This is a genomic window from Nannocystis bainbridge, from assembly GCF_028368995.1.
Taxonomy (GTDB): domain Bacteria; phylum Myxococcota_A; class Polyangia; order Nannocystales; family Nannocystaceae; genus Nannocystis; species Nannocystis bainbridge.
Map to the genome: position 1 here is coordinate 902,601 of NZ_JAQNDL010000002.1, position 20,877 is coordinate 923,477.

Below are 20,877 nucleotides of genomic sequence, written 5' to 3' on the forward strand. Positions count from 1 at the left end.
CGATCACTGCTTGCAGTAGTCGTTCTGGTGGACGACGCCGTCGATGACGATCTCGGTGCCGGCGCGGATGACGAACTCGCTGAGGCCGACCTCGGAGTCGGCGTCGGCGTCCCAGTCGTAGGTGTAGCCGAGCTGCGTCCACGGGTAGCCGGGGTCGTCGCCGTAGGAGGCGGCCCGCAGGTCCTCGATCCAGGTCTTGTGGGCCGGATCGACGTCGGCGCGGAAGTCGAGCTGGGCGACCGAGTCGTCGATCTCGGGATCGGGGCTGGGCCGGAACATGCCGTCCAGCGGCACCCACATGGTCACGAGGCGGTCCTTGCCGTTGTCGGCCGGGAGGCCCATGAGCTGCTCGAGGCGGGCCGAGAGGTCGGCGCCCTGCAGGCCGGTGGCGGTGCAGAACTCCTTGAGCGAGGGGATCGGGGTGACCCACACCTCGACGCCGAGCGGCATGCTGGCGCCGTCCATGCCGTCGTAGCCGGACCACGAGGTCCAGGTGACCATGAGGACGCGCCCCTGGTCGTCGAACATCAGGTCGGGGTTGTCGGGGGTGATGGCGACGAGGTCGTCGACGATCTCGTCGGCCTCGGGATCCGCGGCGTCTTCGACGGCGGCCCGATAGAGCTCGGCGGGCGTGGCCTCGGGCCCCGGCTCGGACTCGGTACAGGCGACCAGCGAGAGCGCGAACGTGAACGAAAGGACAGGGCGTAGCAGCGACATGCGCGGAGGTTACACGCGCGACCGACGGCGGTTCAATCGCTGGCGCCCGCCGCAAACTCGCACGCGGGCGCCCGGGTGCGCCCAGTGGGCGCCCAGGAATCCGGGACGCGTCGCGCTGCCGAGCGCGAAGGGCGAACTGCAAGACGCGCGACGCGGCGGATGTCCGATGGGACAGGTCGTGGGCGACCGCGTCCCGGCGCGCGGATCAGTGCTCGTGGCCGTGATCGTGGTCGTGGTCGTGATCGCAGCGACCTTCGGCGTGGGCCTTCTCGTGCTCTTCGATCTGGCGGCGGATGTCGTCCATGTCCAGGCCCTGGATCTCGCCGACGAGCTCGTCGAGGGCCTTGGCGGGCAACATGCCGGCCTGGCGGAACAACAGGATGCCCTGGCGGAACACCATGACGGTGGGGATCGAGCGGATGTCGAAGGCGGAGGCCAGCTCTTGCTGGGCCTCGGTGTCGAGCTTGCCCCACACGACGCCCTGGTGGCGCTCGGAGGCGGCCTCGTAGACGGGGGCGAAGGCGCGGCACGGGCCGCACCAGCTGGCCCAGCAGTCGAGCACCACCGTGTCGTTGCCCTCGACGGTGGCCTGGAAGTTGTCGCCGGTGATCTCGGTGGTGCTCATGTCATGTGCTCCTGGGCGCTTGCATAGCACCCGTCGTCGAAGGTCTGTCATGGTTCGGCGTGGCGCGCCGCCCGGGAACTCGCGCGCGCGGCCGCCTCAGCGGGAGAATTCGCCGAGGATGTCGGCGATGGGCCGGCCGGCGAAGCGCGCCCGGGCCTGGTCGCCGGTGGAGAACGAGCGGGAGAGCATGCGGTCGATGTAAAGGGTGCCGTCGAGGTGGTCGACCTCGTGTTGGAGGATCCGGGCGGGCCAGCCGCGCACCCGCAGGGTCTGCGGGTGACCGTGGCGGTCGAGCCCGGTGACCTCGACCTCGGCGTGGCGCTCGACCAGCGCGGTGTAGCCGTTGACGCTGAGGCAGCCCTCGAAGAAGGTCCGCGTGTCGGCGCCGATCGGCCGCAGTTCCGGGTTGATGACGACGTGCACCGGCAGCTCGACGCGCTCGCGCTCGCGCAGCTCGGCCGGCGTGAGGCGAGCCATGAGCTCGGGCCGATCTTCGAGCACGAGGATCCGCAGCGGGACGCCGATCTGCGGGGCGGCCAGGCCGACGCCCGGGGCGGCGCGCATGGTCTCGATCATGCGTTCGACGAGGTCCTGGATCTCCGGCGTGGCGATCCGCTCGGGCGCGAGCTCGGCCGCGCGGCCGCGCAGCACCGGGTGGCCGGCCTGGACGATGTCAGGGTGCGGACCGGTGGGCGCGGGCGTGGACGGCGGCATGGGCTTGGCGACGGTGGGGGCGCAGGCGGCGCTGGTGAGGGCGAGGGCGAGGAGCCGCGCGAGCGGGCGAGAGAGCATGCGCGCTTCCGGCTAGCACGAATGACGGCGGGCCGGAAGCGACCGAGAGGGCGGTGCAAGGGCGAGGGGACCCGCCGGGGCGGACGGGAGTCCGGCGGCCGGTCGCTTCGCCGGGGCCGGGCTCGCAGGTGCGGGACGGAGCGCACGCGCCGTTCGAGCCTGGTTCTTCGGGCATGTCTTTCGGGACATGTGAATGGTGTGTCGCGGCGGCGCGGCCAGGCGACGAACGGGCCGGTCGGCGGACGGCGACCGCCGGGCGCGCCCGCGGAGGGCACGATCCCGCATGAAGCCGGCGGTGAGATCGGGTAGATCGAGGGCATGTCGAGGGTCTTCACCCGCGAGCGCTGCATCCCGTGGCTGTGCGCCCGCGTGCCGGTCGACGACGAGCCGCAGGAGGTCGCGCTGTCGGTCGACGAGCTGTGCGCCCGGATCCCGCGCCGGGCGGCCCGGGGCCTGCGATGGTCGGGGGCGCTCGGGCTGGTGGCCGCGGCGGTGGTGCTGCTGACGGCGGCGCGCCCGGCTCGCGCGGACAGCTCCGGGGCGCGCCCGTCGGCCCGGTCGGTGGCCGGCTATACGCTCGGGGGCCTCGGCCTCGGCGCGCTGGCAGCGAGCCGTCGCCTCCACCGCAGCTCGCCGGGCCTGGCGGTGCTGTGCGCCGGGCGCGACGCCGACCTCGATCCGCGGTCGCTGGCGGCGCTGGTCAAGACGGCGCGGGCCCGCCTGTCCGAAACGGCATGGCCGGAAGGACATGTGTGGTTGATCTCCGAGCGGCCGCTGGCGGCCGACCGCAGGGCCCACGCGGCCGCGCTCCAGGTCCGCTGCTTCGTGGCGGTGAACGGCCGCATCACCGAAGTGTGACGGTGGGCGCGCGTGCGCGGGACGCCTCGTGCGGCGCGCGCCGCACGTGTCTGCATGGAGAGCGCGCGGGCCCCGATTGGTGGCGCGCAGCCGTCGGCCGATACTCGCGGCCGATGAGCGTGGCGAAGCCGGAGTACTCGGGAGCAGCCTTGAATTCGTTCGTGCTGGCGTTCGGCGAGACGAACGCGGTGGTGCAGAAGATCCTCGCCGACGCGGGCGTGACGGCCATCGATCCGCAGGTCTGGTACGACTACGCGTGGGCCAGCGCGATCTACGAGCGGATCGGGGCGATGGTCGGCCGCGCGGCGGTGGTGAACGTCGGCCGCAAGATGATCGAGGCGGCCGCGTTCCCGCCCGGGATCGACAGCGTGCAGAAGGTGCTGATGAGCCTCGGGGCGGCCTTCAAGATGAACACCCGCGGCGGGGACGTGGGCGACATCCTGTGCACGATCGAGGACGACTACAGCGCGACGATCGTCCGCACGCAGCGCGGGCTGTGCCCGTTCAACATCGGCATCATCGAGGGCTGCTGCGCCCGCTACGGGGTCCAGCCGCTGATCGAGCACGGGGCCGACGGCTGCCAGGACGAGGGCGCGGCGACCTGCACGTACCACGTGAGCTGGTGAGGCTGTCGGCATGTCTTCATAAACATGTCTGAATGGACATGTTTGATGGGGCATGGCCAAGAGAGCATGGCCGAGAGGGCATGTTTTCAAGGTCAGGCGAGGGGGCAGGCCGGCGGGGCTGCCCGCGAGCGGTGCGGATCCGAGAGGCCAGGGCCCGCGTCGAAGCTTCGGTTGGTTTGCCAGCGACCCGCGGGTCGGGAGCCTCAAAACCGCCGGGATCGTCACGATGGCGCCTGAGCGCATCCTCGACGCCCGCAACCCGGTGAAGGGCGAGCCGCTGCAGCCCCGGGCGGCGCCCGTCGCTCCGGCGGCCGCCGGTCTGATAGCATCGCGGCGATGGTGCGTCCTGACGACGCGGACGAGCTCGGCCCCGGAGGGGGCGGCTCGGCCGCGTCATGCTGCACCGTTCCAGCGGGTGAAAGTCCCGCCCGGGTAGGCGCCGGAGCGCCCGGTAGCAGGCCCCAGGCGCGAGGAGAGATTCTCGCGGCCCGAGCGGGGCGTCAAGAGCCTCTGCGGAGGGAGCAAGAACGCGGGCCGCAACATCAAGTGAAGCCTGCAGCCTCGACAGATGAACAATGGGGGAGCCGAGCCGCTCATCTCACGGCGAAGGCCACGCCCACCGCGCAGTCATCCGGAGCAGAAAGCGCGATGGGTCCTCCCGGGGTATGGGGCGCAGCACGCGTTCAAGGAGCGATGCGGAACAGGAGAGGCCCGTCTGCACGGCCCGTGTCGGGGCGATGCGACTCGTATAAGCCGAAGGCGAAGTCGAGCGCTGTGCAGCGGGAGTCCGAGGGGGTCGTAGTACCGGCGATGGCGGCGCAGAACAACGCAGTCGGAGGGAAGGACCCCTGGGGTGGTCGTGTCGGAGAAGAAGGTAAGCGCGAGGGCATGGCCTGCAGGACAGGTCCCAACCACCCCACGCGGCGCAGGCCGCGTGACAAAGTGCGAGAACTTCGACGCCGACTGTGGGCCGCAGCCAAGCGGCAACCGGGTCGACGCTTCCATGCGCTGTACGACCGCATCTTCAGGCGTGACGTCCTGAAGGAAGCATGGAGGCGGGTGAAGAAGAACAGGGGGTCAGCGGGCGTCGATGCCCAGACGCTGGCCGAGGTGGAAGAGCTCGGCGTCGATCGCTTCCTCGAAGAGATCGCCGACGAACTCAAGGGCGGGACGTACCGACCGAGCGCGGTCATGCGGCGGTACATCCCGAAGGCGGACGGGAAGAAGCGGCCGCTGGGGATCCCGACAGTCCGGGACCGAGTGGTGCAGATGGCGGCGAAGCTGGTGCTGGAGCCGATCTTCGAGGCGGATTTCCTTCCGTGCTCGTACGGCTTCCGGCCGAAGCGCAGCGCGACGCAGGCGCTCGAGCGACTGCGCGTGCTGGGAGCTCGAGGTGGGAACCATGTGCTCGACGCTGACATCCGCGACTACTTCGGCAGCATCGATCACGAGCGACTGATGAAGCTCGTCGAGATGCGGATCTCGGATCGAAGGGTCCTCAAGCTGGTGCGGCAATGGCTCGAAGCCGGCGTGATGGAAGACGGCCAGGTGACGGCGATGCTCTCGGGGACACCCCAGGGCGGCGTGATCTCACCGCTGCTGTCGAACATCTACCTCGGTGTCCTCGACAAGCTGTGGCAGCGACGGCACGCCCATCTGGGCGAGCTCGTGCGCTACTGCGACGACTTCGTGATCCTGTGCGGGACCAGGAAGGCGTGCGAGGAGGCCGAGGTCAGGGTCCGCGAGATCCTGCGGCGTCTCAAGCTGGAACTGCATCCCGAGAAGACGAGGCGAGTCGAGCTGAGCTGGGGACGGCAAGGCTTCGACTTCCTCGGCTGCCACCTGCGCAAGCGCATGTCCGGGCCGATCTGGGAGAAGGAACATCGCAGGGTGTACTTCCTCCAGCGCTGGCCCTCGACGCGTAGCATGACGCGGGCACGGCAGCGCGTGAAGGAGCTGACCGGCTCGAACCGCAACGGGGCCAAAGATGTGCGGGTGATCATCCGTGACATCAACCCGGTGCTGCGTGGCTGGGGTAACTACTTCCGCACCGGGAACGCCGCCGTGAAATTCAACCGGATCGACACCTACGTGTGGTCTCGCCTTCGTCGCTTCATGATGAGGCGCAAGGGCCGGCACCTCCGCGCAGGTGAGGTCGAGAGCTGGACGCGCGACTTCTTCCACAACCACGGTCTCCACCGTCTACGGGGGACCGTGCAGTACCCGGAGGCCGCGTAATGCGGCGGCTCGAGAGACCACCGGTAAGCCGTGTGCGGGAAATCCGCATGCACGGTTTGAACGGGGGTCCTGCCCTTCCTCCGGCTCAAGCAGAGGAAGGGTAGGATCTACCAATGAGCCTCGCCACCGCCCCGACCCAGCCCGGCGCTCGCTTCGACGACGCGGAGCTCGCCGAGCTGGCGACGGTCCTCGGACACGAGTACACGATCGAACGCGAGCTCGGCCGCGGCGGCATGGGGGTCGTGCTGCTGGCGCGCGACCTCCGGCTCGAGCGGCCGGTGGCGATCAAGGTGTTGCCGCGCGAGCGAGCCGGCGACGCCGCGCACCGCCAGCGGTTCCTCCGCGAGGCGAGGACGGCGGCGAAGCTGTCGCACCCGAACATCGTGCCGACCCTCCACGCCGACGAGGCCGGCGCGTTCGCGTATTTCACGATGCCGTACATCGACGGCGAGACGCTGGCCGAACGCGTGCATAATCGCGGCCGGCCGACGGCGCGGGAGGTCGTACAGCTGCTGCGCGAGGCCGCGTGGGCGCTGGCCTACGCGCACGCGCACGGGGTCGTGCACCGCGACATCAAGCCGGAGAACATCCTCGTCGAGCGCGCGACCGGCCGGGTGCTGGTCACCGACTTCGGGATCGCGTTCGAGGCGCAGGCGTCGCGGCTGACCGGCGACGACCACATGGTGGGGACCGCGGCGTTCATGAGCCCCGAGCAGATCCTCGGGCGCGAGCTCGACGGCCGCAGCGACCTGTACTCGCTCGGCGTCGTCGGCTACTGGCTGCTCGCCGGGCAGCACCCGTTCGAGGGCGCGGCGGTGCCGGCGGTGCTCGTCAAGCACGCGACCGAGCCGGCGGCGCCGCTGCGCACGCTCGCGCCCGAGGTCCCCGCGGGCCTGGCCGCGGCGATCGATCGCTGCCTGGCGAAGGAGCCCGACGCGCGCTGGCCCTCCGGCGAGGCGTTCGCGGAGGCGCTCGCTACCGCCGAGGAGGAGCTCGCCGGCGTGCCCGCGCGCACCGGCGGCGACCGCCTGCTGGACGAGCGCGAGGTCTCGGCGGTGCTGCAGCGCGCGGCCCAGCTGCAGGCCGACGCCGCCCGTCGCGTCGAGGAGCGCTCGCGGACCGGGACCGCCGCGCCGGCGCCGACCACCACCAGCGCGCTGCGGGTGTCCGAGGTCCAGGCCGCCGCGGCCGAGGCGGGCATCGCCGCAGAGTTCGTGGCGATGGCGGCGGCGGAGCTGCCCACGAGCGGCGCGCTCGCGGTGCCGTCGGTCTCGGCCGCGGCGGAGGGCCGCTGGTCGATGCGCCTGTTCGGCAAGGACGTCCGCCAGCTCGTCGCCTCGCGGGTGATCCGCGCGCCGGCGAAGACCGTGCTCGACGCGCTGGCGCACGTGTGGCAGGCCAGCCCTTACAACCTCCGCTTGCTCGACGCCGTCGGCCCTCACCCGCTCGACGGCGGGGCGGTGATGTTCCGCGTGCCGAAGTTCACCGCCAGCCCCGACGGCTCGGGCTACGGCGGCTTCAGTTATTACATGTACATCCTGTCGATCCGTCAGGTCCGCCTGACGATGCAGCGCCGCGGCCGTGATGCGATCGAGTGCACGGCGACCGTCGAGCTGCACGAGACGATCGCGGTCGGCCGCCGGATCTTCTTCCCGTGGATGATCGGCGCGACCTCGGTCGTCGGCGGCGCCGCCGGCATGGCGATGTTCATGACGATGATCCCGGTGCTCGCGGTGTTGACGACCCTGATCACCGTCGCCTCGGTCTACGGCGGCCTCCACAAGCTCAACCACGTCTTCTACGCCTACTACATCAAGCAAGCGCAGGAGCAGCTCGAGACGCTGCTCGCCGACGTCGACGCCAACCTGCGCACGCAGGCGGTGTTCGGCAGTCTGCCCGCGCCGCGGCCGGAGCTCCGGCGCGGCGACGACTGAGCGGGCGGGGCGACGGCGGCGAGCTCGGCGCTGGAAATCGGCGCGAGGCTGGAGGTCGCAAAAATGTCCGAAGGGACAGGTCCGCTTCACGTCGTCGTGGCGAGCGGCGAGGCGCGAGATCGGGAGCTGCGGAGGACGCGTGAGGGCGAAACGGAGGGGCGATGCACGCGAGGCCCGATCTGCGAGCGTGGAAGTCCGTGGTAGGGGCGCAGGGCAGGTACACTGCCGCGAATGGCGGAGATCATCGTGAGGCGGCAGGTGGCGAAGGGGCGCTCTCGAGCGGGCGCGGTGCGAGCGGCGGGGCTGGCGGTGACGCTGACGGCCTGCGGGCAAGCGCCGGGAGAGGCGACGAGCGAGGACACCGGGACGACGACGACGACGACGACGGCGACCTCGACGCTCGAGCCGACGAGCTCGAGCGGCTCGACGACGGCGGAGGTGACGACGGCGGAGGCGACGACGGCGGAGGCGACCACGGTCACGCCGACGACGGCGGAGGTGACGACGACGTCGACCTCGACGACGACCGACGCGAGCACCACGGAGCCCGCGGCAGGCTGCGCCGATCTGCCGCTGTGCGACGATTTCGAGGCGGAGGCGGTCGGTGGCGCGCCGGACCCGGCGCGGTGGACGGTGACGTCGCCGAACTGCAGCGGCAGCGGGACGCTGGCGATCGACGGGTCGGTGGCGCACACGGGCGCGCAATCGCTGCGGATCGACGGCGGGGGCGGCTACTGCGATCACGTGTTCGTGGCCAACACGGAGGCGATCGCGGCGATCGGGCCGCAGGTATACGGGCGGCTGTGGGTCCGCTTCGAGGCGGCGCTCGGGCAAGGTCACGTGACGTTCATGACGCTGCGCGACAGCGCCGACGCCGGCGGCAAGGACCTGCGGATGGGCGGGCAGTCGACGATCCTGATGTGGAACCGCGAGTCGGACGACGCGACGCTGCCGGCGCTGAGCCCGGCGGGGATCGCCCTGAGCACGGCGCCGACGCCGGGGGCGTGGACGTGCGTGGAGTTCCTGATCGACGCAGCCGGGCCCGGGCTGACGACGTGGGTCGACGGGGCGGAGGTGCCGGGGCTGGTGATCGACGGCGAGCCGACGCCGGACGTCGATCAGCAGTGGCTGAACAAGCCCGACTGGCAGCCGGCGCTGGTCGACTTCAAGCTCGGCTGGGAGAGCTACGCCGGGCAGACGATGACGCTGTACTTCGACGACGTGGCGCTGGCAGCGACCCGCATCGGCTGCGACGGCTGAGCGCGGACGGCGGCGCCGGCGGGTGACCGATCGGGCATGTTCGATAGGACATGCCTAAAAGGCCATGTCTCATGGCGCATGTCCATGAGGACATGGCCTCGGAGACATGGGCTCAAGGCGCGGGGTCGGTCGGGCGGCGGACGTTGTTCGGGCCGCTGAGGTGGTCGACGCTGACGAGCACGGCCTCGCCGGCCTGCCAGCCGTCGTACTCGGACTTTTCGGCGGTGCGGGTGTAGGACTCGCCCTCGTCGCCGTAGGCGAACACGACGGTGTAGAGGCCGTCCTGGACGGTGCGCTCGCGGTCGCCGCTGGTGGCGATCTCGGCGAAGCGCAGGCCGTCGTGCCCGTCGCCGCGCACGACCTCGCTGCGCGCCGGGAGCCAGGCCTGGGTGACGTAGTCGCACCAGGTGGCGTAGATCGGGCGTGAGCAGTGCTTGGTGCGCGTGCGCGTGACGGAGCGGGTGCAGGTCTTGGGGACGCTGGTGCAGCTGCGGGTGAACGAGCCGTTGCCGTTGCTCTGGGTGCTGCACGACTCGGTCGAGCCGCAGGTGTAGGACTCGCTGTCCTGGTAGTCCTCGGTGCCGCAGGCGTACGACTCGTCGTGGTGGTGCTTCTCGCGGCAGCCGGTGATCGCCACGCCGGCGACCTCGCCGTGACCGGCCCGCGGCGGGACCTCGGCGCGCTCGTGGACGGCGGTCTGCCAGTCGCCGCGGTCGACGTTCTGCCACCGCTCGAGGGTGGTGGTGTGCTGCCAGTGCAGGCCGGTGACGGTGCCCGGGTACTCGCGGTCGATGGTGCACCAGGCGACGAGGCCGGCGAAGGCGAGCAGCACGAGGCCGGCGATCCAGCGGCGCCGATGCGTGGACCACGAGGCGAGCAGGCGGTCGGGGAGGCCCGAGGGCGGCGGGGTCGGGTCGGGCTTGGGCGGCGGCGGCCTCCCGTCGCGCCCGCCGCCGCAGCTGTCGCAGGTGGCCGAGGAGGCGCGGTTGTTGCTGCCGCAGTAATGGCACGACCAGTCGGGGCCGTCGTGGGCGACGGCGAGCTCATCGCGGTCGGAGATGGCGGCGCTGGTGAAGGCGGCGTCGTCAGGCGGCCGCATGGCGTCGAGCTCGTGCTGCTCGCGCGGGTCGCCGCACGAGGGGCAGCGCTTGTCCCGGCCGCTGATGTCCTTCTGGCCGCAGCGCGTGCAGTCCCACAGGCCCCAGGCAGTGACGGTGGTGTCCACCGCGGCGAACGATAGCGCGTGCCGGGCGGCCAGGGCAGGGCGAATCGAGGCGCAGGTCCGCGCGAGCCGTGCGCGAGCGCGGGGGCATGCGCGGCGGGCCGGGTCCGCTCGCGGGGCCGCGAGTCCAGAGGCCGGGGTCGAGGTAGAGCTGGCGAAAAGGACATGTCGCATGGAGCATGTCCGAAGAGTCATCTAGAGCCGGCGCGACGGTGGCCACCGTGATGGGCAGGGAGTTCGGAGCGTGGAGCGCGCGGGCCGATCGCGAGGCGGCGCCGGACGGGCGGGTGAAGCAGATCGAGTCGCCCGAGGTGGACGCGTACGAGCAAGGCAAGCGCGACGCGCTCGCGGCGATCGCCAGGGACTCGCTGGGGCTGGAGACGTACGGCTACCCCGCGCCGTGCCGCTACAAATATGCCCAGATCCTGCGCCAGGACTACAAGGTGTGGCTTCACGAGGTGGCGGGCTGCGTGATCGACGAGACGATCGCCGGGCACGCGCGCGGCTACAACGAGGTGATGCACGCGGAGATCGAGCGCCGTCACGGCCCGAAAGTGTTTGAAAAGGCGAGCCGCAAGGCCGGCTGTTGAAAGGGCGGGGTCGGACGCCGGCTGCGCGGGCGATGAGCGAGCGCGCGGAGACGAGGAAGGCGCGATCGTGCGAGGTGGCCGTCGCGCAGAGGCGAGGACACCACGGGGTGAGAACGGTCGAGCGCGCGGAGGCGAGGGCTGAGCGACTCAGGGTCGTTCGGACATGGTCGAACGACCATGTCGTGACGGACATGCTCGTGGGGACATGGGCATGAGGACATGCGCTTTTGCGCATGTCCTCCGGGTCAGACCGGCGCGAGCATCAGCAGGAGGTCGCCGGCGTCGAGGTTGTCGCCGACGGCGACGGCGAAGCGGCGCACGGTGCCGGGGTGCGGGGCGGCGACGACGGTCTCCATCTTCATGGCGGAGAGCACGACCAGCGGGGCGCCGGCGGCCACCTTGTCGCCGACGGCGACGCGCAGCTCGGTGACGGCGCCGGGCATCGGGGCGGCGACGGCGGCGGGGTCGTCGGGGGTGGCGCGCTCGCGCTGCTTGACGGTCTGGACCGCCGACTTGTCGGCGATCCGCAGCGAGCGCGGCTGGCCGTTGAGCTCGAAGAAGACGTCGCGCTGGCCGTCGGGGCCGAGCTCGCCGACCGCCTTCATGCGCACGATCAGCGTCTTGCCTTGCTCGATCTCCACGCTGAGCTCCTCGCCGACCGGCAGCCCGGCGAAGAAGGCCCGCGTCGGCAGCCGCGAGACGTCGGCGAACTGGGCGCGGAACGCCAGGTACTCGCGGAACACGGTCGGGTAGAGCGCGCCCGAGACGATGTCGACGTCGCGCAGCGGCATGCTGGCGAGCTGCTGCAGCTCGGCGGCGAGGGTCTCGAAGTCGAGGTCGGGTAGCGAGGCGCCGGGGCGGCCCTCGAAGGTCGGGCGGCCGCGCAGGACCTTGGTGCGCAGCGGCTCGGGGAAGCCGCCGTGGGGCTGGCCGAGGTGGCCCTGGAAGAACTCGACGACGGAGCTGGGGAACGAGAGGGTCTCGGCCTGCGCGAGCACGGCGGCCTCGTCGAGGTCGTTCTGGACCATGAACTGGGCCAGGTCGCCGACGACCTTGGAGGACGGGGTGACCTTGATGATGTCGCCGAGCAGGCGGTTGGCGGCCGCGTAGGCGCGCTTGATCGCCGGCCAGCGGGAGGCGAGGCCGAGGGCGTTGGCCTGGAACTGCAGGTTGGTGAGCTGACCGCCGGGCATCTCGTGCAGGTACACGTCGGCGCTGCCGCTGAGGTTGCCGGCCTCGAAGGGGGCGTAGAGCGAGCGCGCCTGCTCCCAGTAGGTGCCGATCGGCGAGAGGTCGGCGATGTCGAGGCCGGTGTCGCGGTCGCTGCCGTGGAGCGCGGCGACGAGGGCCCCGAGGGCCGGCTGCGAGGTGACGCCGGCCATGGTGGTGATCGCGGCGTCGACGATGTCGGCGCCGGCCATGGCGGCGGCGAGCATGGAGGCGACGCCGGTGCCGGCGGTGTCGTGGGTGTGGACGTGGATCGGGACGGCGGGGTGGGCGGCGCGCAGGGCCTCGACGAGGATCATGGCGGCGCGCGGGCGCAGCAGGCCCGCCATGTCCTTGATGGCGAGCACGTGGGTGCCCATCTCGACCAGCTTGCCGGCGAGGTCGACGTAGTACTGCAGGGAGTACTTGGTGCGCCCGGGGTCGGCGACGTCGCCGCTGTAGCAGAGCGCGGCCTCGATCACGCCGCCGGCCTCGCCGACGGCGTCGACGCCGAGCTTGAGGTTCTCGGTGTAGTTGAGGCAGTCGAAGATCCGAAACACGTCGACGCCGCGCTCGGCCGAGTGGCGGACGAACCGGCGCACGACGTTGTCGGGGTAGTTGGTGTAGCCGACGGCGTTGGCGCCGCGCAGCAGCATCTGGAACGGGATGTTGGGGACGAGCTCGCGCAGGCGCTCGAGGCGATCCCACGGGTCCTCGCGGAGGAAGCGGAGGGCGACGTCGAAGGTGGCGCCGCCCCACATCTCGAGGCTGAAGGCCGGGGCCAGCACGCGGGCGGTGGCCGGGGCGATGGCGAGGAGGTCGATGGTGCGGACGCGGGTGGCGAGCAGCGATTGATGGGCGTCGCGCCAGGTGGTGTCGGTGAGGAGCAGGCCAGGGTGAGCGCGCACGGCGGCGGCGAACGCCGCGGGGCCCTTGGCGCGCAGGAGGTCGCGCCAGCCGGCCAGCGGGGCGCCTTCGCGGGCCTCGGGGACCTCGGGGTCGATGCGCGCGGGCGGGGTCTGGGTGGCCCACGGGGTAGTGGGGCCGTTGACGGCGACCTCGGCGAGGAAGCGCAGCAGTCGCTGGGCGCGGTTGCGTCGCGCGGGCAGATCGAAGAGCTCGGGGGTGCCGTCGACGAAGCCGGTGGTGATGTCGCCGGCGACGAACTTGGGGTGGCCGAGGACGTTTTGAAGGAAGGGGATGTTGGTCTTGACGCCGCGGATCCGGAACTCGGCCAGCGCGCGCAGGAGCTTGTGCCGCGCGACCTCGAAGGTGTTGCCGCGCGCGGTGACTTTGACGAGCAGCGAGTCGTAGTGCGGCGTGATGACGGCGCCGCTGTAGCCCGAGCCGCCGTCGAGGCGGATGCCCATGCCGCTGGCCGAGCGGTAGGCCTCGATGCGGCCGGTGTCGGGGCGGAACTGGGCGCGGGGATCTTCGGTGGTGATCCGGCACTGGATGGCGTGGCCGCGCGCCACGATCGCGCCCTGGTGGAGGCCGAGATCGGCCAGGGTGGCGCCGCCGGCGATCCGGATCTGGGCCTGGACGAGATCGACGCCGGTGATCTCCTCGGTGACGGTGTGCTCGACCTGGATCCTCGGGTTGACCTCGATGAAGTAGTGGCGGCCGTCGCCATCGACCAGGAACTCGACGGTGCCGGCGTTCTCGTAGCCGACGGCGCGGGCGAGCCTGAGGGCGTCGCCGTGCAGGCCGTCACGTGTCTCTCGGGACAGGCCGAGCGCGGGCGCCATCTCGACGACCTTCTGGTGGCGGCGCTGGACCGAGCAGTCGCGCTCGAACAGGTGCACGACCTCGCCGGTGCGATCGCCGAGGATCTGCACCTCGACGTGGCGGGCGGCGCCGACGAACCGCTCGAGGAAGACGGTGCCGTCGCCGAAGGCGGCCTTGGCCTCGCTGGCGGCGCGCGTGAAGGCCTCGTCGAGCTCGTCGGCGCTGCGGACGACCCGCATGCCGCGGCCGCCCCCGCCCATGGCGGCCTTGACGATGATCGGGAAGCCGTGGGCGGCCGCGAACGCGCGGGCGGCCGGGAGGTCGGGGACAGGGCCGTCGCTGCCGGGGACGACGGGCACGCCGCTGGCGATGGCGAGCGCGCGGGCGGCGGTCTTGTCGCCGAACGTGTCGAGGGCGGCGGCGGAGGGGCCGACGAAGGCGATGCCGGCGGCCTCGCAGGCGCGCGCGAGGGCGCTCTTCTCCGACAAAAACCCATAGCCGGGGTGGATGGCGTCGACGCCGTGGGCGGCGGCGAGGTCGACGATCGCCTCGATGTCGAGGTAGGCGCCCACCGGAGTCTTGCCCTTGCCGACCAGGTAGGCCTCGTCGGCCTTGTAGCGGTGGAGGTGGACGCGATCTTCGTGGCTGAAGATCGCCACGGTGCGGATCCCCAGCTCGGTGGCGGCGCGGAACACCCGAATCGCGATCTCGCCGCGGTTGGCACACAGGAGCTTGCGGATCGGTCGCTTCGTCAGGGCCATGGCCCGTCCGGCATAGCAGAGCTCGCGCACGCGCGTGGGACAGGGTGCGATGACACGGGCCGGGGGCGGGAGAACTCGGTCTGCGCGCGTTCTGGCGCCGGACCTACGCGAGCCGCGCAGGTGGGGCGGCAGGCCCTCCGTGCGGTATGGTGCAGGTGTGACCGAGGAGCCGCTGCCGCGCCTCTACGGCGACTTCGAGCTCGCGCGCCTGATCTGCGCCAACGAGACCGGCCGGATCTATCGCGGCTTCTTCCGGGGCTTCCGCGCGTCGAACGTGCGCGTGTTCAGCCGCCAGTACACGTGCGACGAGGCGGCGGTGCAGACGTTGCGCGCCGACCTCCAGGCCGACCGTGTGATGCACAAGTTCGTGACCGGCGGCTCGTGCTACCTGCCGTTCCGCGTCGAGCAGACGGTGCTGCAGGCGATGAGCCCGCGCGAGGGCGTCGACCTGGGGACGAGGATCGGCGCCTCGGGGCCGATGCCGTGGCCGGAGGCCCGCTCGGTGCTGCTCGACGTGTGCCGCGGGCTGGCCTACGCCCACGCGCAGCTGATCGTGCACGGCGACCTGAAGCCGGAGAACTGCTTCTGCGAGGAGCCGATGGAGGCCGAGCTGATGGAGGCCGAGCCGGCGGACACTCGCCCGCGGGTGCTGGTGATGGGCTTCGGGTTGGCCCGCGCGTACCGGCGCGCGTTCCCGGAGTGGCGGGCCGAGCTGGCCGAGGTGTTCGAGCCGTCGACGGTGTTCCCGGCGTACATGTCGCCGGAGCAAGTGGCCGGCGAACAGCCGACGGTGCGCTCGGACATCTATGCGCTGGGGGTGCTGATGATCCACCTGCTGACGGGCCAGCGGCCGCGCGCCACCGGGGCGCCGCCGGCGGTCGAGCGGGCCGGCACGCCGGGACCGTACCGCGCGGACGAGGGCAAGCTGTCGCGCGCGCAGGCGGAGGTGGCGCTCAAGGCGGTGGCCCGCGAGGCGAGCCGCCGCCACCCGAGCGTGTACGACTTCGCGGCGGCGCTGGTCGGGATCGACGGCGGCGACCCGGCGACCGAGCTGCCCGACTTCCGCCCGCCGGTCGGCCGCTGAGCCGCGGCGAGGGCATGGCCGATCGGGCATGTTCCCGAGGACATGTGCATCGGGGCATGTGTTCACGAGCATGTCCCGAAGGGCATGTCTCGAGAGACATGGTGCTGGCGGGCGCCGCCGCCGAGGCCGACCGTCAGAGCGCGAACCAGGCGATCGCGGCGGCGACGGTGCCGATGGCGGCGAGGACGGCGAAGACGAGCAGCGGGTGCGGGTCGCTCGCCCCGGCGGGCGCGCGGGACCTGGCTGAAGAGACAGGTGATGCCGGGGCGACTCTCGGGCCAGGCTGGCCGGGGCCGGCCTTCGGGACGGGCTGCTGGCCGCCGGTGACCGGCCTGGCGACGGGCTGCTGGCCGCCGGTGACGGGCCTGGCGACGGGCTGCTGGCCACCAGTGACGGGCCTGGCGACGGGCTGCTGGGCGCCGGTGATCTTCTTGGGGACAGGGAGGTGGGCGCCGGTGGTGGTCCTGGGCAGCGAGGGGTGGGCGCCGGAGATGTTCTTGGGGACAGGTTGCGCGGCGGCGGCGGAGCCCCGGGGCAGCGGGGGGTGGGCGCCGGAGATGGTCTTGGGGACAGGTTGACTGGGCAGCGCGGGGTGGGCGCCGGAGATGGCGCTGGCGACCGGCGGGAAGCCGCCCGAGGGCCGGGTCACGGGCCCTGGCGCGGCGGGCTGTGACCTGGCGTTCGGGACAGGTGCAGGCTCGGCCTCGGTGAGCGCCTGCGGGACCGCGCCGAGGCGCGGCAAGGTGTCGACGGGGTGGAAGTCGGCGATCGGGGTGATCGGCTGCATGCGAGCGCGCGGGCCGGGGCGCTCGAACGGCAGCAGGGCCTCGGCGAGGGCGGCGGCCGAGGGCCAGCGCTGGTCGGGCTGCTTGCGCAGGCAGCGGGCGACGATCTCGGACAGGCCGAGCGGGACCTCGGGGGCGAGGGTGTGCAGCGGCGGCGGGTCGTAGCCGCGGACGGCGGCCAGCGAGTCGGCGACGGTGTCGCGCGCGAACGCCTGCGTACCGGCGAGCGCTTCGTAGAGGATCGCGCCGATCGACCACACGTCGGCGCGGCGATCGACGGCGCCCGCGCCGTGGATCTGCTCGGGCGCCATGTAGTTCGGCGAGCCCATCATCGTGCCGGCGCCGGTGCGGATCGAGTCGTTGAACTTCGAGATGCCGAAGTCCATGAGCTTGACGAGCCACTGGTCACGGATCGCGCGACACAGGTGGATGTTCTCGGGCTTGAGGTCGCGGTGGATGATGCCGGCCTGGTGCGCGGCGTGCAGGCCGTCCAGCGCCTGGCGGACGATCCACACCGCGAGCCCGGGCTGCAGCCGGCCGTAGTGCTCGATCAGGTCGCTGAGCGAGCAGCCCGAGAGCAGCTCCATGACGATGTACGGGCCGATCGCGCTGCGGCCGAAATCGAGGACGTCGCAGATGTGCGGGCTGCCGATCCGGCCGGCGGCGGTGGCCTCGTTGCGGAAGCGGGCCAGCAGGTCGGCGTCCTCGGCGTAGCTGGCGTGCATCAACTTGATGGCGACGGTGCGCTCGACGAACACGTTGGTGGCCTGCCACACGCTGGCCATGCCGCCCTGACCGAGGCGGCGGTCGAGGCGGAACTTGCCGTCGAGCAGGCGACCCTCGAGCGGCAAGGCGGCGCCGTCGACAGGGCACACGAGGAGGTCGTCGGCAAAGCTCTCACCGCACGTGCGACACGCGGCGAGCTTCGGCAGCGGCGATACGACCATCGGCGGCGGACTATATCACCGGCGCCGTTGCGGCCAAGTCGTGCGTGCCGCGCGAGCCCGGGTGCGTCCCGGGTTGCGCGGCGGCTGTGTCGGTGACGGCCGGCCGATGTGGGCGGCGAGTCCGGCCCGGGCGTGGTGAGGGAATGGGGGCGAGGCGTGGCGACACGCGGGCCCAATCACCGCCCGCGTGCGCGGCTTATGGCGCGACTTCGTAGCGCTGCTGGCGTTGGCGGAACGCCTCGCGGCCGCCCTCCATCAGGCGCAGGATGTGCTGCTTGACGGTCTCGACGCTGCCCTGCGCGACCTGCCGGGCGTTGCGGCCGTCAGCCTCGAGCACGATGACCTGCGGGGCCTCGCCGAGGACCGGGAGGTTGGGGTTGTGGGTGATGAAGACGAGCTGCCGCTGGCCGCGGATGGCCGCCAGCTGCGGGACGATGGCGTCGGTGATGAAGCTGTTGTCGAGGTTGTCCTCGGGTTGGTCGACCAGCAGCGGGGCCTCGCTGTCCATCAGCAGGATCGGCAAGATGGCGGCGCTCTTCTGCCCGGTCGACAGCTTGTCGCTGCTGCGCCAATCGCCCTGGACCTGCAGCTCGATGCGCGGGATGTCCTCGAGCTCGAGCACGTCGAGCTCGAACCGCTTGTCGGGGGCCTCGCGCAGGGCCCGGAGCAGCGATTCGGCGAACTCAGGGTTGATCTCGGCGGTCGCGGCGAGCGCGGCGTGGTCGTCGCGGTCGACGAACTGGCCCAGCTGGACCGGGGTGACCTGGGCGACGAGGCGCTCGATCGGGGCGTTGTACTGCTTGCCCGAGCGGCGCATCACCGCGACCAAAAACTCGCGGTAGGCGGCGAGGTCGCCGGCGGCGGCGAGGATGATGCGGACCTTGCCGCCGAGGTGGGCGCTGACGTTGCCGGCGGCGGCGCTGCGGCGGGCGTGACGATCGCCGCGCAGCCGCTGCAGCTCGTCGCGCAGCTCGCCGCGGGTCCGCAAGGTCTGGTCGAGCGTGGCCTGCAGCTCGCCGAGCTCGGCCTTGCTGGCCGACAGGCGCATGACCTCGCGCGCGGCCTCGTCGCGGGCGGCCAGGCGCGCGCCGCTCTTGGCGGCCACGGTCGCCAGCTCGGCGTAGCGGGCCTCCTGCGGGGCGTGGGCGGCCGCGAGGGCGGCGGTGGCGTCGTCGACCGAGCGGTCGAGCAGGGCCAGCTTGTCGAGCGGCGACGAGACGTAGAGGTCGATCTCGACGATCTTGCGCTGGATCTCTCGGGACAGGTCCGCGAGGACATGTCCGTTGGGACCTCTGAGCAGGCCGTCGGGCAGGGCGGTCGACAGCGCCTTGACCTGCGGCAGGACGGTGTCGCCGATGAGGCCGCGCAGCTTGCCGACGGCGGCGCGGACGCGGTCTAGGGCGGCCTTCTCTTGCTCGCGCAGGGCCTTGTGCTCGGCGGCGGCCTGCAGCCCGTCGGCCAGGCCGCCCTCGCCGAGCGCCGCGTTGGCGGCGGCGAGCTTGCTCTCCCAGCTCGAGAGGTCGATGAGGTCGCGCTGGGCGGCGTGCAGGCGGGTGTGGAGGGCGATGATCCGCTGCGCGTTCTCGCGCAAGTGCGAGATGGTCTGGGTCAGCTGGGTCTCGATGGCGTGGCTCTGCTGGCCGCACAGGCGGTCGATGAGCTCGCGCTGGGCGACCGGGCTCTGGGCGATGTCCTCGATCTGGTTGTGCGAGAAGATGGCGGCGTCGACGAGCACGGCGGAGCCGAGCACTTCGGGCCGGACGGGCTTGCCGGCGGCGTCGGTGACCTGCGGGGCGTCGTGGGCCCCGCGGCGGATCTGGTAGACGAGGCCCTCCTGGCTCTCGAACTCGAGCTCGACGTAGCCGCTGGTCCCGAGGTTGGCGGCGAGCAGGTTCTTGAGCCGGTCGTCGGCCGCCTTGGCGGCGGCGGTGCCCGATCGCGGGGCGCGGTCGAGGGCGTGGCGGATGAACTCGAGGACGGTGGTCTTGCCGCTGCCGCGACCGCCGATGATGCAGTTCAGGCCGTCGGCGAAGCGGATGTCGAGCTTGTCGAGGAAGCCGCCGTAGACGCGGAGACGACGCAATTTGTGGTGAACCACGCGGGACCCTCCGCGCACAGGTTAGGACCCATGCGCGATCTCGTCCAGAGCGTCGAAGACGCATTCTCTGGGCCAGATAAAGCCGATCGAGCGCGCGCGGGGATGGCGCGACGGGGGCGAGGGCGGAAATCGTCGCTGCGAGATTCGTGGATCCGGGCGCGAGCGCGAGGGCCTGCGGCGGCGCGCGTCGCGGGCGTGGTGCGAGGCGGGCGGGGAAGGTAGCGTCGGGCATGCTCCGTGTCGCGCCGTGGCTCGCGCTGTTGCTGACGGGATGCGAGGCGATGTCGGGCCGCGAGGCCGGGCCCGAGGTCGCGCCGGTGACCGGGGCGACGCTGGCGGAGACCGGGCCGCTGCGGGCCGCGATCGCGGCGGGGGTCCGGCGGCGCAGCGAGAACGAGGCGAGCTACGAGGTCGACGCGTTCGTGGCCGCGCTGGCGGTCGAGGAGCTGGCGAGCGGGACGGGCGGGGTGCGGGTCGAGCCGGCGGTGGAGCGCGGGGCGCAGGTCGGCTATCGGCTGACCGAGGTGGTGCCTGGCTCGGTGTACGAGCGGATCGGGCTGCGGACGGGCGACGTGGTCGAGGCGCTCGGCGAGGTCCGACTCGACAGCCCGGGCCGCGCGGCCGGGGCGCTGGCCCGGCTGGAGCGCGGCGGGCAGGTGACGGTGAGCCGCGACGGGGTCGGGTTCTCGCTCGAGCTGCGGGTCGCAGGCGGGCTGGCGTGGGCGGAGCTGCTGCGCTCCAGGACAGGTTCGCCAGGACAGGTCGCCGGGGACATGCCCTCGCGGACAGGCCCGTTGGGGCAGGTCCCGGAGGACAGGTGGGTGGCGGACGGGGAGCCGCCGGCGGGGCCGCGCGACGGCGAAGCCGGAGGAACGCCGGTGGTGTCGCCGGGCGGCGGGGCGCTGCCGGGGACGCCGACGGGGTCGCGGCCGACGGGCGCGGGGAAGCCGAGCCGCGGCAGTACGGGCAGCGGGGTGGCGAGTCCTGCCGGTTCGACGGGCACGAGCCCGGCGGGGAAGACGGGGGTGCAGTGCGCGTCGGCGACGAGCTGCACGCTCGAGAAGCAGCAGTTCGACGCGGCGCTCGCCGACCCGAGCAAGCTCGAGCGCCAGGCGTCGATCTCACCGGCGCGCGGGGGCTACAAGCTGACCCGCGTGACGCCGGGCAGCACGGTGGCGGCGCTGGGGTTCCGCGCGGGCGACGTGATCGTGTCGGTCAACGGGGCCCGCCTCGACGACGACATGGCGGCGCTGGGGCTCTACATGGGGCTCGAGGGCACGCGCAAGTTCAACGTGACGTACGAGCGCAACGGGGCGCGCGCGAGCAAGGCGATCGCGCTGCGGTGAGCGGCGAGCGCTTCGGTGGATGGCGCATGGGACATGTCCAGAGGGGCATGTCCGAAGTGA

Annotated in this window: 15 protein-coding genes; 8 read left to right on the forward strand and 7 right to left on the reverse strand. The window is 72.2% G+C overall.

Features of this window, described 5'->3' with window-relative positions; all coding sequences use genetic code 11:
- Positions 1-3 precede the first annotated feature (3 nt).
- The 3 genes from POL25_RS21245 to def all read right to left on the reverse strand — a co-directional run bounded on the left by POL25_RS21245 (position 4) and on the right by def (position 2,134).
- Positions 4-717, reverse strand: a complete 714-nt coding sequence (locus POL25_RS21245; protein ID WP_272087956.1) for a hypothetical protein — start codon at positions 715-717, stop codon at positions 4-6.
- A gap of 205 nt (positions 718-922) precedes the next feature.
- Positions 923-1,342, reverse strand: coding sequence for a thioredoxin family protein (locus POL25_RS21250; RefSeq protein ID WP_272087957.1), 420 nt, complete (start codon positions 1,340-1,342; stop codon positions 923-925).
- Positions 1,343-1,438: 96 nt separating this feature from the next.
- Entirely contained in the window at positions 1,439-2,134 is a 696-nt protein-coding gene (gene def / locus POL25_RS21255; RefSeq protein ID WP_272087958.1) for a peptide deformylase, read from the reverse strand.
- Positions 2,135-2,452: 318 nt separating this feature from the next.
- On the opposite strand from def, the gene POL25_RS21260 reads away from it, so the two are divergent.
- From POL25_RS21260 to POL25_RS21280, 5 genes are all read left to right on the forward strand, one after another.
- Complete coding sequence (locus POL25_RS21260; RefSeq protein WP_272087959.1) at positions 2,453-2,992, forward strand: hypothetical protein; 540 nt, start codon at positions 2,453-2,455, stop codon at positions 2,990-2,992.
- A 113-nt stretch (positions 2,993-3,105) separates the two neighbouring features.
- Positions 3,106-3,618: a hypothetical protein gene (locus POL25_RS21265; RefSeq protein WP_272087960.1), complete on the forward strand. Its 513-nt coding sequence runs from the start codon at positions 3,106-3,108 to the stop codon at positions 3,616-3,618.
- Between the two features lie 888 nt (positions 3,619-4,506).
- A complete protein-coding gene (ltrA, locus tag POL25_RS21270) occupies positions 4,507-5,856 on the forward strand; it encodes a group II intron reverse transcriptase/maturase (protein WP_272087252.1) in 1,350 nt (449 codons plus the stop codon).
- Positions 5,857-5,969: 113 nt separating this feature from the next.
- Positions 5,970-7,790 carry a serine/threonine-protein kinase gene (locus POL25_RS21275; RefSeq protein ID WP_272087961.1) on the forward strand — a complete coding sequence of 607 codons (1,821 nt, stop codon included), beginning with the start codon at positions 5,970-5,972 and terminating at the stop codon, positions 7,788-7,790.
- 231 nt (positions 7,791-8,021) lie between these two features.
- Complete coding sequence (locus POL25_RS21280) at positions 8,022-9,050, forward strand: hypothetical protein (protein ID WP_272087962.1); 1,029 nt, start codon at positions 8,022-8,024, stop codon at positions 9,048-9,050.
- A gap of 112 nt (positions 9,051-9,162) precedes the next feature.
- Here POL25_RS21280 and POL25_RS21285 read toward each other — a convergent pair whose 3' ends face one another.
- Positions 9,163-10,275, reverse strand: a complete 1,113-nt coding sequence (locus tag POL25_RS21285) for a hypothetical protein (protein ID WP_272087963.1) — start codon at positions 10,273-10,275, stop codon at positions 9,163-9,165.
- Positions 10,276-10,451: 176 nt separating this feature from the next.
- Here POL25_RS21285 and POL25_RS21290 point away from each other — a divergent pair, with 176 nt between their 5' ends.
- Complete coding sequence (locus POL25_RS21290) at positions 10,452-10,862, forward strand: hypothetical protein (protein WP_272087965.1); 411 nt, start codon at positions 10,452-10,454, stop codon at positions 10,860-10,862.
- 245 nt (positions 10,863-11,107) lie between these two features.
- Here the strand turns inward: POL25_RS21290 and pyc are convergent, their stop codons facing one another.
- Positions 11,108-14,557, reverse strand: a complete 3,450-nt coding sequence (gene pyc, locus POL25_RS21295) for a pyruvate carboxylase (RefSeq protein ID WP_272087966.1) — start codon at positions 14,555-14,557, stop codon at positions 11,108-11,110.
- 157 nt (positions 14,558-14,714) lie between these two features.
- Between pyc and POL25_RS21300 the strand changes: the two genes are divergently transcribed.
- Positions 14,715-15,641, forward strand: coding sequence for a serine/threonine protein kinase (locus tag POL25_RS21300; RefSeq protein WP_272087967.1), 927 nt, complete (start codon positions 14,715-14,717; stop codon positions 15,639-15,641).
- 133 nt (positions 15,642-15,774) lie between these two features.
- Here the strand turns inward: POL25_RS21300 and POL25_RS21305 are convergent, their stop codons facing one another.
- Both POL25_RS21305 and POL25_RS21310 read right to left on the reverse strand, forming a co-directional pair.
- A complete protein-coding gene (locus POL25_RS21305) occupies positions 15,775-17,373 on the reverse strand; it encodes a serine/threonine-protein kinase (protein WP_272087968.1) in 1,599 nt (532 codons plus the stop codon).
- A 196-nt stretch (positions 17,374-17,569) separates the two neighbouring features.
- Positions 17,570-19,471 carry an AAA family ATPase gene (locus POL25_RS21310; RefSeq protein WP_272087969.1) on the reverse strand — a complete coding sequence of 634 codons (1,902 nt, stop codon included), beginning with the start codon at positions 19,469-19,471 and terminating at the stop codon, positions 17,570-17,572.
- Positions 19,472-19,701: 230 nt separating this feature from the next.
- On the opposite strand from POL25_RS21310, the gene POL25_RS21315 reads away from it, so the two are divergent.
- Positions 19,702-20,817 (forward strand): PDZ domain-containing protein, encoded by a 1,116-nt coding sequence (locus POL25_RS21315; RefSeq protein ID WP_272087970.1) that lies wholly within the window; start codon positions 19,702-19,704, stop codon positions 20,815-20,817.
- The last annotated feature ends 60 nt before the right edge of the window (positions 20,818-20,877 follow it).